This window comes from Nocardia sp. CC227C (genome assembly GCF_030767025.1).
Classification (GTDB): Bacteria; Actinomycetota; Actinomycetes; order Mycobacteriales; family Mycobacteriaceae; genus Nocardia.
On sequence record NZ_JASITE010000009.1, the window covers coordinates 261721 to 277982 of the forward strand.

Sequence of the window (16262 nt, forward strand, 5' to 3'; positions counted from 1 at the left end):
CATGCCCCTCGGCCCCTCCCCCCGTGCCACCGATGCCGACCGCGAGCAGGTCATCGGCCTGCTCCGCACCCAACTCGCGGCCGGTACCCTGACCCCCGAGGAGTTCTCCGCCCGCGCCGAAGCCGCCGCCCACGCCCGCCGCCGCAGCGACCTCGACCGCCTGACCCGCGACCTCCCCGCCGCCACGGTGACGACGACGATCCAGAATCCACTGCGCCCCTTGATCATCGGCGCACTCGTCGCCGTCGCCGCCTTCCTGCTGGTGCTGGTCGCGGTGGTCGCGGTGCTGGGAATCGGCGCGATGCTGGGCGGCTGACGGCGGCGGCCCGGAGCGGTGACCGAACACCGGTGCCCCGGAAACCGACGGCTGTGCTCGATCCGATGCCGCTGATAGCGTCCGGGCGCAAGCGATCAGCATCCGTCCCCAAATGACAGCGGAGGCCAGCCTCTCATGCGCACACTGTCTCGCCCGATTCTCGTCCTGTTCGTCGCCGCGGCCCTGACCAGCGGTGCCGCCGCACACGCCGACCCCGCCGCCACACCCGTCTCCGCCAATGCGATGAGCTGGTCCGCCGAATGCGCGGCCGGGCTGCTCGCCGGACTGGTCGCCGCACTCACCACCGGATCCTCGGCGGCGGTCGGCTGCCCCTCCTGACGCCGCCGACGCCGCCTGGACCTCGCTCCGCCCGCGGTCACGCGTTCACGACCGGTCACCCATGAGTTCCCCGTCGGAGATGGGCCGGGAACGACGGACCATGAGTTCGCGCTCCGTGGGCGACAGCGCGATGCCGAACAGCTCCTCCACCGCGCCCGGCACCGCGGCGGGCGTCAGCGTCCGTTCCGTGCGCGCACCGTCGGATCCGGTGTGCACCACCGTGAGTCCGCGCAACTCCCGGTGCACCGCGCCATCGAACAGGTCGATGAGATAGGTCTTGTGGAACGGTGAGCGCGGATGGTGCTGGGCGATGTAGTTGGCATCGACGTAATCGGCGCGGAAGGCGCGATCGGTGCTGAACTTGTGGACGGTCTGCCACCCGGCGCCGGTATCGCTGTACAGCACCCACAGACCGTGATCGGTGCGGTCCAGCCGGGTGCGGCGGCCGTCGGGGTGGGTGACCGGTCGGCCCGGCGCGAGGTCCACCGGTTCGGGGGTGCCGACCGCGCCCACGCCGACATCGGTGAACAGGAAGTGGTCGTCCCAGGCGATCAGCAGCGCGGTGTGCCCCGCGGCGCGCAGCACATGGTCCGGGGAGCCGCCCAGAATGCGGGCGTTGACACCGGTCACGGTGAATCCCAGCCGTTCCAGTACGGCGGCGAACAGGCAGTTCTGCTCGTAGCAGTAGCCGCCGCGGCCGCGGCGCACGAACTTGTCCTGCAACGAGGGCACGTCCAAGCGGATCGCACGGCCCGCCATGACATCGAGGTTCTCGAAGGGGAAGGTGGTGACGTGCGCGTGGTTCAAGGCCGCCAGCGTCGCGCGGGAACGGGTCAGGGGGCCGGTGTATCCGATCCGGTGCAGATAGGCGTCGAGGTCGAGCAGGTCGCCGTCCCATCCGTACGGGTCGACGAAATCGGTCTGTGCATTGGTTTCCACTGGTCCTCCTCAGCATCGGTGTGCTCCGTGACCAGCGTGCGACGCCCGGATTCCGGTACCGCTCCGGCCGGGTTCCGGAACCCGGCGGCGAGTTCCCGGGCCTCGGCCGGCGTGGACACCGCCGCCATCTCGCCGGCGACTCCGCGGGCGACCAGGTACTCGCGGAGTTCGGCGGCGGTCCGCTCGACATCGGGGCGATACAGCGGCGGCACCGTGGCGTCCGCGAGACCGCGCAGGATCTCGGCCGCACCGAACAGCCGCGCCACCGTCGCCGCCGGTTCCCGGCCGCACCGCGCGTACGCGCCCGCCAGCCCGGTCAGCGCCGCACCGAGCAATCCCGGATCGTCGAGCGCCGACGCCGCCGCGACCGCCTGCCCGTGCTGCCGCACGGATTCGGCGGTATCACCGCACTGATCGGCCAGAAACCCCAGTTCGGAACGGACGAGCAGCACATCGAGCGATTGCTGGTCGCCCGGATCGTCACCCAGCCACTCCCCCAACCGAACCCGCGCCTCGGCGAGGCGGCCGAGCCGACGCAGCGCCATGCCGAGTCCACGCCGGGCCAGCCGGACCCCGTAGGCCTCACCGTGCGCGGCGGACAGCCGTTCGGCCCGGGTGTAGTGGTCGACCGCGGCCTCCGGCTCACCTCGCACCAGGGCGTTGCGGCCCCGGCAGCAGTGCCAGAAGGTGACCTTCTCCCACATACGCAGTTCCTCGGCGAGGGCCAGCCCCTCGCCGGCGATGCGCTCGGCCGCTGCCGCGTCGCCGGTATTCTCCGCATGCCACCACAGCAGGCCCATCGCCTCCATCCGGCCCCAGTCGTCACCGAGTTCGGTGAACAGCCGCAATGCCTGCGCGCCATCGGTATCGAAGGTCGGCCGCCCGCCGCGCAGGTACGCCAGATGGATGCGGTTGCCCAGCGCCGCGGCGATGCCCCAGCGGTCGCCGCGCGCTCGGAACGCGGACAGCGCACGGCCGGTCATATTCTCGGCGACCGCGAGATCACCGGTTTCGACCAGCGCCGGACCGAAAAGCCACTGGGCGAACGACCTCCCGTCCGCATCGCCGGTGTTGTCGAATGCGGCGAGCGCGTCCGTCGCCGCGCGCACCGGCTCCGCCACCTCCCGGGCGACCAGCCGCAGATAGGTGTGGAAGGCGCCGGCGCGCGCCCGCGATGCGGCGAGCCCGCCCGCGGGCGGGCTCGGCAGTGCCAGCGCCGCGGTGAGCGACCGGCGTGCCTCGCCGTGCAGCCCGCGGATCCACCGGTACCAGAACAGGTCGACGGCGAGATGCAGTGCCGCCGCGGTGTCGCGATGACGCACGGCGGTGTCGAAAGCCGTTCGGAGATTGGCGTGTTCGGCGTCGAGCCGCCGCAGCCAGGTGCGCTGCCCCGCACTCCGCACCCCGTCGTGCACCGGCGCGACCAGGGCCGTGTAGTAACGCAGATGGGCGGCCTCGGCGCGCGCGCGTTCCCCGGCCGCGTCGAGCTGCTCGGCCGCGTACGCGCCGATCGATTCCAGCAGGCGGTAGCGCGGTCCACCGGGACCGTCCACCATATCGACCAGCGAGCGGTCGACCAGCCGCGCGAGTATGTCGAGCACCTCGTCGACGGCGATGCCGGTCAGCTCGGCGGCCACCGCCTCGGCGGCGTCGAGGGTGCAGCCGTCGACGTGCACGACCAGGCTGCGCAGCACCGCGCGTTCGGCGTGGTCGAGCAGGTCCCAGCTCCAGTCGATGGTGGCCCGCAGGGTCTGCTGCCGATCCGGCACGCCGGTGCGCGGTGCGCCGCCCAGCACCCGGAACCGGTCGTCGAGCCGGGCGCTGAGCTGCTCCACGCCGAGGGAGCGCACCCGGCGTGCGGCCAGTTCCAGCGCCAACGGCAACCCGTCCAGGCGACGGCAGATCGCCGCGACGGTGGGGGCCGTCCGCTCGTCGAGGACGAATCGGGGAGCCGATGCCGCCGCCCGCGCGGCGAACAGCCGAACGGCGGCAAAGGATTCCAGCGGCCCCGGCTCGGGCGGCAGCGCCCCGGCACGGTCCGGACCCATGCTCTCGGGCGGCGGGCAGCCGAGCGGCGGCACCTCCACCATCCGCTCGCCGGGTAGGTCCAGCGGCTGCCGACTGGTCACCAGACACTGGAGTTCGGGGGCGGTACGCAGGAGGCGGAGCACCAGGGCGGCAGCGGATGACCGCACATGCTCGCAGTTGTCCAGGACCAGCAGACACCGGCAGTCGCGCAGGGCACGGGCCAGGCGGTCGGCCTCCAGCGCCTCGATATCGGGGTGTGGCGGTCGATCCGGTTCCGCGGCGTCCGGCCGCGCGCCCGGCGGGTCGGCACTCTCGTTCTCCGGAGTGTCGAACTCCGGAGTGTCGAGCCGGATATCGAGTATCCGCGCCACCGTTCGCGCCACCGACGCTCCGCCGGGCGCGGCCACGGCGGCGAGCTCCACCAGCCACACCCCGTCGCGGAACCGGTCTCCGGCCGCCATGCCGCGCGCGACCTCCATGGCGAGCCGGGTCTTGCCAACACCGCCGGGACCGGTCAGGGTGACGAGGCGGTGCGCGCCGGTGAGCAATTCGTCGATCTCGTCGAGTTCATGCTCGCGGCCGACGAGCGCATCGGTATGTGCCGGAATGCGATTGCCGCGCACTCGCCGATCCGGGTCCGCAGTCCGGACGGCGATCGCGGGGGTGGCCCGGACCGGCAGCTCGCGTCGAAGAATCTCCTCGTGCGCGGTGGTGAGCTCCGGGCCCGGATCGACGCCCAACTCCTCCGCGAGACGGTGGCGGAGTCCCTCGTAGTGGTGCAATGCCTCGGCCTGCCGCCCGAACCGGTACAGGGCGCGCAGGTAGGCGGCGTGCAGCCGCTCCCGCAGCGGATGCTCGACCGCCCAGCCGCCGAGTTCGTCGGCGAGGCCGTCGTCGTCGCCCGCGGCCAGCCGCGCCTCGGCCCAGTCCTCGACGGTGGTGATCCGCTCGTCGTCGAGCCGGTCGGCGAACGGACGGGCGAACGGTGTGTCGGGGAAGTCGGCCAGGGCGGGACCGCGCCACAGTGCCAGCGCGTCGGCGAATCCGGCGACGCGGGCCGCCGGATCGGCGACGGCGCGGGTCGCGGTGGCGCGCGCCCGGAACCGCCGGGCATCGTCGTCGGCGGCGCGGAGCCGGTAGCCGCCGGGACCGTGGTCGAGCCGCTCGCGCCCATCCGGTTCGGCGCGTTCCAGGACGCCGCGCAGCAGCGAGAGCTTGGCGCGCAGCACCCGCCGCGGATCGGCGGGCAGCCGCTCACCCCATACCTCGTCGATCAGGGTGTCGGCGGGTACCGGCCGTCCCTCCCGCACCAGCAGGGCGGCCAGCAGCGTCCGAACCCGCTGCTCCGGAATCGGCACCGGTGTGCCGTCCGTCGTCCAGACCGTCAGAGCACCGAGCATTCCGAACCGCATGATCACCAGGGTAGGGGTGCGCTCGGACGCGACCGGAGCAGCCGCGAAATCTCCGGAGCCCTCCCGGAGCCCTCCCGGAACTCCCGGCGCGCAGCGTGGATGTCGTCACCGAGGCCGGACCGACCGGCCCGCTTCACCGGAGGAGAAATGCCATGACCACCCCCGCCTGCCTGCGCCTGGCCGTCGTGATCGGCAGCACCCGCACCGACCGCTTCGGACCCACCCCGGCCCGGTGGATCGCCGAACATGCCTCCGCCCGTACCGATTTCGAAGTGGACGTGGTGGATCTGGCCGATACCCGGCTGCCCTATGTCATGAACGGCGACGACGACAAGACCCTGCCCGCCGAGGTCGCCGCGCTTTCCCCGCGGCTCGCCGCGGCCGACGCCTTCGTGGTCGTGACCCCGGTGTACAACCGCGGCTATCCGGCCGCGCTGAAGAACGCCATCGACTGGTTCTTCGACGAATGGTGCGCCAAACCGGTCGGATACGTCTCCTACGGCGGCATGGGCGGCGGTCTGTTCGCCGTCGAACAGCTGCGTCAGGTGTTCAACGAGGTGCACGCGGTATCGATCCGAAACGCGATCTCCTTCGCCAACTTCTGGGACACCTGGGACGAGAACGGCCGCCCGATCGACACCACCGCCACCGACGGCGCCGCGAAATCGTTTCTCGACCAGCTGGCCTGGTGGGGGCACGCCCTCCGCGACGCCCGCGCCGCCCGCCCGTACACCGCGTGAGCGGTGTGCCCGGTCGTGCTCGCGGTCGGCACCCGGATCGGCCTGCCCTCGTGATCGCCCGTGCTCGGACAGCGTCCACGGCTCATCGTTCGCCCCGCTGCGGTGTCACCCGCAGCGCGGCGATCCGCCTGCCGTCCATTTCGCTGACCGTGAACCGATGCCCGGCGATGACGACACCCTCACCGAGGCGGGGGATCCGCTGCATATGGTGCAGCACGCAGCCGGCCACCGTTTCGTAGGGCCCTTCGGGCAGTGTGATGCCCAGAGTGCGCTCGGCGTCCGCCACGATCAGCAGTCCGTCGATGCGGTGGTGCGTCCGCGCCCTGCCCGGACGGTCGAGGGCCACCGAAACGGGATCGAATTCGTCACCGATCTCGCCGACGATCTCCTCGACGATGTCCTCCAGGGTGGCGATGCCGGCGGTACCGCCGTACTCGTCGACCACCAGCACCAACTGTGTGTTCTCGCGGCGCATGAGCCCGAGTGTGGACAGCGCGGATCTCGAGGCCGGCAGATGCGGCAGCGGTCGGCACAGGTCGGCCACGGTGGGGTGCTCACGTTCGTCGGCACGCAGGAGATCGCGCAGGTGAACAAACCCGAGAACATCGTCGAGGGACTCCCGGCAGACGGGAAAACGGCTGTGCGCGGCCCCGATCGCCTGCTCGCGGGCCGTGCTCACGGCCGTATCCGCAGCGAGGAAGTCCACCTCCGTCCGGGGCCGCATCACTTGCGCGAGACTGCGCTCCCCCGCATCGAAGACCTCGGCGAACACCTCGCGCTCCGCATCGGGGATGCCACCGTGGCCGGTCAGCAACTCCCGCAACTCCTCGGGCGTCATCTCCTCCCCGCGGTTCCCGGGATCGCCGCCGAGGACACGCACCAGTGCGTTCGTGGACACCGACAGCAGCCAGATCACCGGCGACATCGCCGTCGCGAATCGGTCCAGCGGCGAAGCCGTCGCCAGCGACACCGCCGTCGCCCGCTGCAATGCGATCCGTTTCGGGACCAGCTCGCCGAGAATCAGCGACAGGTACGCGATCACCAGCGTGGTGACGATCAGCGCGACCGCATTCGCCGCTGCCTCGGACAGTCCCCACCCCCGCAGAGCGGGACTGAAGTCCGGCGCGATCGTCGAGGCTCCGTAGGCGGCCGAGAAGAAGCCGGCCACGGTGACCCCGATCTGCACCGCGGACAGGAACCGGTTCGGATTACGTGCCAATGCCGCGGTACGAGCCCCGCGGCGGCTGCGCCGGGCCAGCGAACGCACCTGACTTTCCCGCAGCGACACCAGCGCGATCTCCGCGGCGGCGAACACACCGCCGACCAGCACGAACACCAGCACCATCGCCACGTTCACAAGCGTGTCCGCGGTCATGGCCGCCCCCTCGGCTCACGCCTCGTACGGTCGGCCCCGTCGTGGTGGCGCATATCCTTTCACCGCCGGAAGCACGCACGTGCTCGAGTCCGAGTGTAGTCGCCGGCCAGCCCGCAGCCTTCGGAGCGACCGCCGGTACGCGCGGGCCACGCGCGACGGCCCGAGCGGGTCCGCGAACCGGCGCTGATGTCCATACGGGCACCCGGGTCGATACGAGTTGATCCGAATCCGCTGCCACGCCGTCGCGCCGTGTGCACGGCGGCTTACCCGGTCAGTGCGGCTTCTCGGCGGTGATCAGGGCGTAGCCGAGGTGGCCTTCGGTGACGGCGTCCCGCGCGATGTGCAGATACCGGCTGATCACCGACCGGGTCATGCCTCGTTCGGCGAGGGGTGCGGGCGCGGTGATGCGGAGCAGGGTCAGGCGGGCCTCGATGTGGTCGAGCATGGTGGCGACGGCGCGGTCGTGATGCTCCGTCAGCGTCACGCGCAGTCCGGCTCCGGTCAGCAGGTCGGCGTAGGCGGCTGCCGGGCGTGCGTCGGCGATGCACGCGATATGGGAGACCAGGTCGGTCAACTCGGGTGGGAGGCCGGAACCGCTCACGGTCACATCGGTGATTCCCACGCGACCGCCCGGGCGCAGCATCCGCGCGAATTCCGCTGCGGCACGCGACTTGTCGGGAAATAGACACAGTGCGCACTCGCACACGACGGCATCGAAGGCGCCGTCCTCGAATGGGATCGCCTCCGCGTCCGCGCACCGGAACCGCACCGTATCCCCCAGTCCGGCGCACTCGGCGGCGGCCGTGGCGCGCGCCACCGTGGCCGCGGCGAGATCGATACCCTCGACCCTCACCCGGTACTCGGCGGCCAGCAGCCGGGCGGTGGAGCCCGGACCGCTGGCCACATCGAGCACCCGCCGGGCCGGACGCAGACCGAGGCGGTCGGCGAGCCGACGAGTGAGCCGGCTGCCACCCGGATGGAAGGACTCGCCGAGTAGCAGCGCCACCACATCGCGCGAATACCCGTCGGCACAGCAGGTTTTGAACTCCGTCCCCGACAACGAGCCGATGGCGGCGGGCGATGCGCCGCCGAGTGCCGCCGGTTCGCGATCACCGGTCACGGATACCCCTCCCGGGGCACCGCCCGGGTGCCCACATCGGTGCCGGTGTCGTCCGACATCAGCGGCAGGGTTCGTGGCTCCCGCGCGGTCATCGACCCGTGTGGTGATCGGGTCAGCAGCGGACCCAGTTCGGTGGCATTGGGCACCAGATCCGGTGTCGCGACACCGGTCATCGCCGCCCGGACCTGTTCGCGGTAACCGACGCTGTTGTAGGCGCAGAACGGAATCAGCCGGCCATCCGGGGTGATCTCCTCCACGCAGCACTTCATCAACTGCTTCACGTTCAGCGTGTAGGGGTCGAGGAAGTCCTGCACCACGATCATGAACGCCCGATCGGCCAGCTCCCGAGCGGCCCGCGGCAGGTCGATGCCGCAGCCGCCCGGGCCACAGACGAGTTCGGAGGCGGCGCGGACGAGCTTCTCGTCGGTGCTCGGCGTTCCCACCGAAGCCGAAGCACTCCACAGCTTCTCGAGCGCTTCCCGGATCTCGTAATCGGGCACGACACGATTGGACACATAGTCGAGGTAATCCTCCACCGCCAGCAACCGCGGGAGCGGGACCACGGTGTAGTCGAAATCCCCCGGTGTGCCGTCGGTGATCAGGTAGGTGATCGACCGACACGTGGGAAAACAGCACGGCACCGGGAAGAAATCGGCCGGAGTGAACCACCGCGGCAACTGCTCCGCGATCGCGTTCACCACGTCCGGGTTCGTCATCCGCTGCAGCGGATCGAATTCGATGTGCCGCCCGGCGTGGGTGACCGGCTGGAAGGCGACCGCGCGCACCGCCGGATGCGCCAATCCGAACTCCACGATCGCGCCGATCTCGTGCTCGTTGAGACCGCGTTCGATCGCGGCGGCCAGGGTGACGGTCAATCCGGCCGCGGCGCAATTGTCCAGGGCGCGTTGCTTGATCGCCCGCAGGTCCCGGCCCCGGATGCGCCGGTGCGTCTGCTCGTCGAAGCCGTCGAACTGCAGATAGATATTCACGACCTTGCCGCCGCGGCCATTGCGTTCGGCGAGCGCGGCCACGAAATCGCGGTCGGAGGCGAGCCGGATGCCATTGGTGTTGATGGTCACCGTGCGGATCGGGCTGGCCTGGGCCATATCGACGAATTCGAGCAGCCGCTTGTGAATGGTGGGTTCGCCGCCGGAGAACATGACGACCTCGGGTTCGCCCTCGGCGGCGACGAAGACGTCGATCATGCGCTGACACTGCTCGACGGTGATGGAATACCCGTCGGGCTGGTGACCGGAGTCGGCGAAACAGATCGGGCAGTCCAGATTGCACCCGGTATTGACCTCGATCAAGCCCAGACAGGCGTGCTGCTTGTGATCCGGACACAGCCCGCAGTCCGACGGGCAGCCGTCTCGGATCTCGGTCTGAAACTCCAGCGGCAGCGTGCCCGGCTTGTTGAACCGGCTCAACTCCAGGTATTTCCGCGCGTCGCCGTAGACCAAGGCGTCGAACCAGCCGTGCTCACGGCAGCGTTTGCCCAGGTACACCTTGTTGTCGCGGATATTGACCTGGGCGTCCACCACTACCTTGCACACCGGGCAGATGCTCTTGGTGTACTCGACGAACACCTCGTCCCGATCGGTACGCTCCACAGCCACGCGGTCTCCCGTCGTCTCCTGCCGCAATCGGCGGCCACCAGCGGTCACGACCATCGAAATCCGGCGACCGGGCGCACGTCACCGAGACTGTTGCTCTGCTGACAGTGTCGCACCGATCGCCACCCGCCGACCCGCGCTCCGACGAGATGCCCGCCGATCCTGTCAGCGCCCTGACACTTCACCGGTGCGGGTCCGGACGCACGCGCTTGGATGGGGGGACACTCGAAGTACAGGAGGTGCGGATCCGATGATGCGCGCGATATGGAACGACACCGTGATCGCCGAATCCCCCACCACCGTGCGGGTGGAGGGCAACCACTACTTCCCGCCGGAATCACTGCGCCGGGAGCACTTCAGCGACAGCACCGGCAAAACCCTGTGCCCGTGGAAGGGACTGGCGTCCTACTACACCATCACCGTCGGCGACTCGGTCAACCCGAGCGCGGCCTGGTACTACCCACACCCGAGCCCGCTCGCCCGCAGGATCACAAACCACGTCGCCTTCTGGAACGGCGTACGTGTCGAAGGCACGCCCGAGAAGACCGTCAAGAAACCAGGCGGACTGCTCGCGCGGCTGACCGGAACGGGCAGGCGATGACAGACAGGCCCGCACACGTCGACTCCGCGCCCCGAAGGCGACCGCACCGCACCGGCGAGCGGTTGCCCTCCTGGCGCATCGGGATCACCTCCGGCCTCGTCGGCATCCTGTGCTGCGTCGGCCCCACCGTCCTCGCCCTGCTCGGTATCGTCAGCGGCGCGACCGCCCTGGCCTGGGCCGACGACCTGTACGACAACTACGCCTGGTGGTTCCGGCTCGGCGGCCTGGCGGTACTGATCGCCCTGGTCTGGTGGTCGCTGCGCCGCCGCGACCAGTGCAGCCTCGACGGCGTCCGGAAGCTGAAATGGCGGCTGCTCATCGTCGTCGTGATCGCGGTCGGCACCTACGCCGTCCTGTACGCCGTCACCACCTGGCTCGGAACCCTCGCCTGAGCGCAACCCCGGGCGACACGTCGGCGCGAGAACCCGGAATCGCCTGCCGGCTCGACCATCTCGTCAACCGCACGCCCGTACTCCCCATAGTCGACTGTTCAGCCGGGCACAGCGCGTCAAGACAGCGAGCCATCGGTATCCGGAACACCTCGGCGACGGGCTCGGACCACCCGCCAGCCGATTCCCGCGATCACGAACACCGCCACGACAACGGCGAGCAGGGGCCGCCATCCGAGGTCGCCGACCCAGCGGCTGATCGCCTCCTGGATACGTCCGGCGGCGACGATCACCGGATCGTCGGCGTCACCGTCGCCGAAGAACAGTCGCAACTCGTAGATTCCGTAGTAGGTGACGTACACCCCGGAGAGAACGAGCAGGATGCCGCTGACTCTGCCGATGTAGGGCAACAGTTTTCGTGTCCACGCCGTCGCGACGGCGCCCGCCAGCGCGACGACGACCGCCAGAACGCCCACCAGCAGCGTCATTCCGAAACCGTAGGCGAGATAGGCGGCGATGCCGCCGAGCACCGACCCGCTGCGGAAGGTGCTGCTGGTGACGGCCAAGAACGGTCCGATCGTGCAGGACAGCGAGGCGATCGCGTACGCCACGCCGTACCCGGTCATCGACGCCAGCCGGGCGGTCGGCGCGCCGCGCGTCGGCTTGGGCAGCGCCACCGCGATATCGCGACCGCTGAGCAGCCAGACGCCGACGCCCACCAGCACCACCCCGATCACCACCGTCGCCGCGGGCAGATAGCGCTGCACCGACACCGCCAGCGGCGAGATCACCAGCCCGAACCCGCCGAAGACCAGCAGAAATCCCACCGCCATGGCTACCGTCGCGGCCAGTGCCCGGCCCAGCGCCGCGAGCCGCCCCGGTTCGGCATCCCCCGCGCCGGCCACCACCAGGGCGAGGTAGCCCGGCAACAGGGCGAATCCACACGGGTTCACCGCCGCGACCAGCCCGGCCGCCAGCGCGAATCCGAGCACGTCGGTGTCCACCGCACTCAGCCCAAAGCTTTGATCTGCGTGGCGATCTCGTCCTCGCTCAGACTGCCCGGAACCATGTCGATATCGGAGAACTTGCTCACGAAGGCGAAGGCGGGCTGCGCGGTCACCCCGAACCGCTGCCACACCGTACCGTCCAGATCCGCGATCTGGGTGAACGTCAGGCCGTGCTCGTCGGCGAAGGCCCGCATGGCCGGCAGTTCGTCCCGCGCGGCCACACCGACGAACTCCACATCCGGGTGGGCGGCGGCCGCGGCCGCGACACCGGGGGCCTCCCGCTGGCAGGTGGGACACCACGGGGCCCAGAACCAGAGCACGGCCTTCTTCCCGGCCAGACTGGCCCCGGAGAACTCCGCGCCGTCGATCGTCTGGGCGGTGAACCGCAATTCCTTGGGCACCGGAGCATCCGCGACAGCGGTCGTCGACGTCGCGTTGCCGGCCGCCGCCGTCGTGGTCGACGCGGCGTCCTCGGTGCCGTCACCGCATCCGGCCGCCACCAGGACGGCGGCGAGCATCGGCAGCAGCAGTCGAAGGGTCTTCACAATCGGTAACCTCCGGTCGGTGGATGGGTATCCTGGACGCTCATCATCACAGCCACAAGCCACTCCCCGCCCCCGTCAGGATCGTCGCTGTATCGCACGCAATCGGTCCGGATTCCTGATCTCGATCGCCGCGTAGCCGGTGCCGATCAATCCGTCGCGCTCGAAATCCTTGAGCACCTTGTTCAACGACGGCCGCTGCACCCCGATCATGGCCGCGAGGGTGCGCTGGGCCAGCGGCACCTTCCCGTCGACCGACTCGTCCAGCAGCAACTGCGCCACCTGGGTCGGCAGCGGCCGACCGAGAATGCTCAACAGCCGGTTCTGCGCCGCCGCGGTGCGCTGGGCGACACTCGACAACCAGCGCCGGGCAATGGCCGGTCGCGACGCGAGCAGCTTCTCGAACGCCGCCCGTGACAGGAACAGGCACGTCGTATCCGTCAGTGCCCGCGCGGTGTACATGAACGGCATATCCAGCAGCATCGCAATGTCCCCGTCGACGTCTCCCGGCCGCAACACATCGACAACGGCGCGCCGACGCCCCGAACCCACCGACAACTCGACCCGCCCGTGCCGGACGACCCACACGCCATCGGTGGGGCGACCGGCGGTGAACAGCACCGTTCCGGGCGGCACTATCCGCAGTTCCAACAGGTCCGCGAGCGCGGTCAGATCGTCGGGCCCCAGCGGAGCCGACTCGCCGCGGCCCACACACCGAGCGATCCACGCGGCCTGCCGCAACTGGTCATCGGAGTACGCCTCTCCCCCGACAGCCCGCACCAGCTGCGTGAACGGCCGTTCCAATCGACTCATCGGATCCTCTCGCTTCGCGTCGTCGTGCCTCGCGACCGCCACCGAGCAACACCGCCCCGACTGTCGCACAGCTGATACGACCGCGACACCGACATTGTCACGCGCCTGACAATCCAGGCGCGGTATCCCGGCCGATCGGAGTTGGCTCGAGGTGACACCGCAGACACCGGATCGAGAGGATTGTTCGTCATGGCCACCTCGGCTTCCAGCAGCTCGTTCTCCTCGAGCACCCGCACCGGGCAGGCCGTCGGCATCGCCGCCGGATGGGGCGCCCTCCTCGGCGTCGCCGCGGCCATGGTGATGGCCGCCTACGCGATGATCGCCGCCGCCACCTACCAGAACACCGGCTTCTTCACCCCGCTGTACCACATCGCGAGCACCGTCATCGCCCCCGACACCATGATGACCTCCGTGGAACGCGCGGGCGCCGGTTCACTGTTCTACTTCTCCTTCGGCCCCGCCGTCCTCGGCGCGGTCATCCACATAATGGTCGGCGCCGTGTACGGCGCGCTGTTCGCCGTCATCGCCCGCGTCACCGCACTGCATGGCCTGCCCGTCCTCACCATGGCCGGAATCGTCTGGGGCCTGCTCGTTTTCGCGATCAGCACCTGGATCGGCCTGCCGCTGGCGGCCGCGATATTCGGCGGCGGCGAACCGATCCGCGATATGGCCGGCATGGTCGGCTACCCGACCTTCATCGCCGAACACCTGCTCTTCGGCGCAGCCCTCGGCATGATGCTCGCCTGGCGAACCGGGCGTCGCTGATCCTCACGGTCGGACGGCCCCCGCTCCGTCCGACCGCCACCGTCCGGCGGCGCGGATCCGCCGTTCAGCCACAGCGCAGCGGCGGCGCGGCGTGTGACGGGCAGATACGCACGTTGCCCTGAATCGCGTTCGCCCTTGGTGTGGGGCCTATTGCGACATGCGCTCCACCGGTAGGCCCGCCAGTGCCCATTCGAGCATCCCCTCGTCGAGGCGTTTGACGTCCCGCCCGGACCGCTGGGCCATCTGGACGGCGTCCGGTGCCATGACGCAGTAGGCCCCGCGGCAGTAGGCGACGATGTCGCGGTCGGTGGGGAGTTCGGCGAGGCGGGTGTCCAGTTCGGACAGCGGGATATTGATCGCGCCGGGGATGTGGCCCGCCCGGTACTCCTCGCGGGGGCGCACGTCGATGAGGGTGATCTCGCCGGCGTCGCGACGGCGGATCAGTTCGTCGCGGGTGATGGCGTCCTCGGGTGCGCCGAGCACGGCGGCCGCGGCGACGGCGACATCGGCCAGATGGGCTTCGGCCACGGTCTGTACCAGGGCGAACAGGCGGGCGACATCGGTTCCGGCCAGGCGGTAGTACTGGCGGGTGCCGTCGCGGCGGGCCTGCACCAGGCCGCCCGCCTTGAGCGTCTGCAGATTGGCCGACGCGGTGGTCAGGTTCATACCCGTCGCGGTGGCGACGGCCTCGACGGTGCGCTCCCCCTGTGCGAGCAGGTCGAGGATCTGCAGCCTGCGGCCATTGCCCAGCGCCTTGCCGACGCGGGCGATCTCGTCGAACAGGGCCGCCTTGCGGCCGGTGGGCTCACTCACGCTTGCTTCTCCAATACGCTGTCGGATAGCTTATTCCATAGTTCTTTGGAACAACATCGGATGGTGCGATTATATGCGCCACTCGGACCACCCGAGCGGATGCGCCGCTTCACCACTGCCAGGAAAGAACGCTCTCGTGTCCCACAGCACCACCGTTACCGCCGCCTCCCCCGATATCGCCCGCGCGCAACGCCGCGTGCTGACCGTACTGGTGTCGGCGCAGATCCTCAGCGGCGCGGGGTTGGCCGCCGGAATCACCGTCGGCGCACTGCTGGCCCAGGACATGCTCGGCTCGACCAGCCTGGCCGGGCTGCCCAGCGCGCTGTTCACCGCGGGTTCGGCGCTCGCCGCCGTCGCCGTGGGGCGGCTGTCGCACGCCCGGGGTCGCCGTCCCGGACTGGCCGCCGGATACCTCACCGGCGCGGTCGGCAGTGTCGGCGTCATCGCCGCCGCCGTCGCGGACAATCCGGTCCTGCTGTTCGTCGCCCTGTTCGTCTACGGCGCGGGCACCGCCACCAATCTGCAGGCGCGCTACGCCGGTGCCGATCTGGCGACCGTCTCGCACCGCGGCCGCGCCGTCTCGACCGTACTGGTCGCCACCACGCTCGGCGGTGTCGTCGGCCCCAATCTCGCCGCGCCGACCGGCAGCCTCGCCGAGGCCGTCGGCATTCCGTATCTGGCCGGACCGTTCCTGCTCGCCGCGGCGGCCTACACGCTGGCCGCCGCGGTGCTGGCGGTGTGGCTGCGCCCGGACCCCCTGCTGCTGGCACGCACCCTGGGCACGGACGACCCGGTCACCGACTCGACCACGACCGAACTCCCGGCGGCGGAGAGTTCCGGCTCGGGCATCGCCATCGGCGGATTCGTCATGGCGGTGACACAGCTGGTCATGGTGGCGATCATGACCATGACACCGGTGCACATGCTGCACCACGGACACGGCACCGCCGCGGCCGGACTGGTGATCGCCATCCACGTCGGCGCGATGTATCTGCCGTCCCCGCTGACCGGCTGGCTCGTCGACCGCTACGGCCGCCTGCCCGTCGCCGCGGCGTCCGGGGTGACACTGCTGGCCGCGGGCCTGCTCGCGGGCTTCGCCCCGGGCGACTCCATCGCTCTGCTCGCCCTCGCGCTCGCCCTGCTCGGGCTGGGCTGGAATCTCGGCCTGGTCGCGGGAACCGCCATCATCACCGACACCGTCCCCCTGGCCACCCGCGCCAAAACCCAAGGCGCGGTGGATGTTTCCATCGCCATCGCCGGCGCTACCGGCGGCATGGGCTCCGGGCTCATGGTCGCCGCCACCAGCTATCCGACCCTGGCACTGGTCGGCGGCGTGCTCGCACTGGCGGTCGTCCCGGCTGCCGCGCTCACCGCCCGGCACAACGGTGACCGCCCAGCGCGTTCGGCCACGGCCACCGGCGAGAGCCACACCTGACGCGATCGGCCGAAC

The 16262-nt window shown here is 70.3% G+C and carries 16 protein-coding genes; 7 read left to right on the forward strand and 9 right to left on the reverse strand.

The genetic code is table 11. From position 1 onward, the window contains the following. Position 1 precedes the first annotated feature (1 nt). Complete coding sequence (locus tag QMO76_RS20410; RefSeq protein WP_306362914.1) at positions 2-316, forward strand: DUF1707 domain-containing protein; 315 nt, start codon at positions 2-4, stop codon at positions 314-316. Positions 317-451: 135 nt separating this feature from the next. Continuing rightward, complete coding sequence (locus QMO76_RS20415; protein WP_306362915.1) at positions 452-655, forward strand: hypothetical protein; 204 nt, start codon at positions 452-454, stop codon at positions 653-655. Positions 656-700: 45 nt separating this feature from the next. On the opposite strand, the gene QMO76_RS20420 is transcribed toward QMO76_RS20415, so the two are convergent. Then, on the reverse strand, positions 701-1594 hold the full coding sequence (locus QMO76_RS20420) for an arylamine N-acetyltransferase (protein WP_306362916.1): 894 nt from the start codon (positions 1592-1594) through the stop codon (positions 701-703). Continuing rightward, entirely contained in the window at positions 1489-5034 is a 3546-nt protein-coding gene (locus QMO76_RS20425; RefSeq protein WP_306362917.1) for a BTAD domain-containing putative transcriptional regulator, read from the reverse strand. The genes QMO76_RS20420 and QMO76_RS20425 overlap by 106 nt, the downstream gene beginning before the upstream one ends. Before the next feature lie 152 nt (positions 5035-5186). Here QMO76_RS20425 and QMO76_RS20430 point away from each other — a divergent pair, with 152 nt between their 5' ends. Then, positions 5187-5774 (forward strand): NADPH-dependent FMN reductase, encoded by a 588-nt coding sequence (locus QMO76_RS20430; RefSeq protein ID WP_306362918.1) that lies wholly within the window; start codon positions 5187-5189, stop codon positions 5772-5774. A gap of 82 nt (positions 5775-5856) precedes the next feature. Here the strand turns inward: QMO76_RS20430 and QMO76_RS20435 are convergent, their stop codons facing one another. The 3 genes from QMO76_RS20435 to QMO76_RS20445 all read right to left on the reverse strand — a co-directional run bounded on the left by QMO76_RS20435 (position 5857) and on the right by QMO76_RS20445 (position 9885). Then, entirely contained in the window at positions 5857-7149 is a 1293-nt protein-coding gene (locus QMO76_RS20435) for a hemolysin family protein (RefSeq protein WP_306362919.1), read from the reverse strand. 271 nt (positions 7150-7420) lie between these two features. Further along, entirely contained in the window at positions 7421-8269 is an 849-nt protein-coding gene (locus tag QMO76_RS20440; RefSeq protein ID WP_306362920.1) for a class I SAM-dependent methyltransferase, read from the reverse strand. Beyond that, a complete protein-coding gene (locus QMO76_RS20445) occupies positions 8266-9885 on the reverse strand; it encodes a radical SAM protein (RefSeq protein ID WP_306362921.1) in 1620 nt (539 codons plus the stop codon). Before QMO76_RS20445 ends, QMO76_RS20440 begins: the two co-directional genes overlap by 4 nt. 247 nt (positions 9886-10132) lie before the next feature. Between QMO76_RS20445 and QMO76_RS20450 the strand changes: the two genes are divergently transcribed. Together QMO76_RS20450 and QMO76_RS20455 are read left to right on the forward strand one after the other, a co-directional pair. Beyond that, complete coding sequence (locus QMO76_RS20450) at positions 10133-10483, forward strand: DUF427 domain-containing protein (RefSeq protein WP_306362922.1); 351 nt, start codon at positions 10133-10135, stop codon at positions 10481-10483. Next, positions 10480-10875: a hypothetical protein gene (locus QMO76_RS20455; protein ID WP_306362923.1), complete on the forward strand. Its 396-nt coding sequence runs from the start codon at positions 10480-10482 to the stop codon at positions 10873-10875. Before QMO76_RS20450 ends, QMO76_RS20455 begins: the two co-directional genes overlap by 4 nt. Before the next feature lie 116 nt (positions 10876-10991). Here QMO76_RS20455 and QMO76_RS20460 read toward each other — a convergent pair whose 3' ends face one another. The 3 genes from QMO76_RS20460 to QMO76_RS20470 form a co-directional block, all read right to left on the reverse strand. Continuing rightward, positions 10992-11876 carry a cytochrome c biogenesis CcdA family protein gene (locus QMO76_RS20460; RefSeq protein WP_306362924.1) on the reverse strand — a complete coding sequence of 295 codons (885 nt, stop codon included), beginning with the start codon at positions 11874-11876 and terminating at the stop codon, positions 10992-10994. A gap of 5 nt (positions 11877-11881) precedes the next feature. Continuing rightward, a complete protein-coding gene (locus QMO76_RS20465; RefSeq protein WP_306362961.1) occupies positions 11882-12397 on the reverse strand; it encodes a redoxin domain-containing protein in 516 nt (171 codons plus the stop codon). Positions 12398-12499: 102 nt separating this feature from the next. Continuing rightward, positions 12500-13234, reverse strand: coding sequence for a Crp/Fnr family transcriptional regulator (locus QMO76_RS20470; RefSeq protein WP_306362925.1), 735 nt, complete (start codon positions 13232-13234; stop codon positions 12500-12502). Positions 13235-13423: 189 nt separating this feature from the next. Between QMO76_RS20470 and QMO76_RS20475 the strand changes: the two genes are divergently transcribed. Further along, positions 13424-13999 carry a hypothetical protein gene (locus QMO76_RS20475; protein WP_306362926.1) on the forward strand — a complete coding sequence of 192 codons (576 nt, stop codon included), beginning with the start codon at positions 13424-13426 and terminating at the stop codon, positions 13997-13999. A 147-nt stretch (positions 14000-14146) separates the two neighbouring features. Here the strand turns inward: QMO76_RS20475 and QMO76_RS20480 are convergent, their stop codons facing one another. Further along, on the reverse strand, positions 14147-14812 hold the full coding sequence (locus QMO76_RS20480) for a metalloregulator ArsR/SmtB family transcription factor (RefSeq protein ID WP_306362927.1): 666 nt from the start codon (positions 14810-14812) through the stop codon (positions 14147-14149). A gap of 136 nt (positions 14813-14948) precedes the next feature. On the opposite strand from QMO76_RS20480, the gene QMO76_RS20485 reads away from it, so the two are divergent. Beyond that, positions 14949-16247, forward strand: a complete 1299-nt coding sequence (locus tag QMO76_RS20485; protein WP_306362928.1) for an MFS transporter — start codon at positions 14949-14951, stop codon at positions 16245-16247. Positions 16248-16262: the final 15 nt, after the last annotated feature.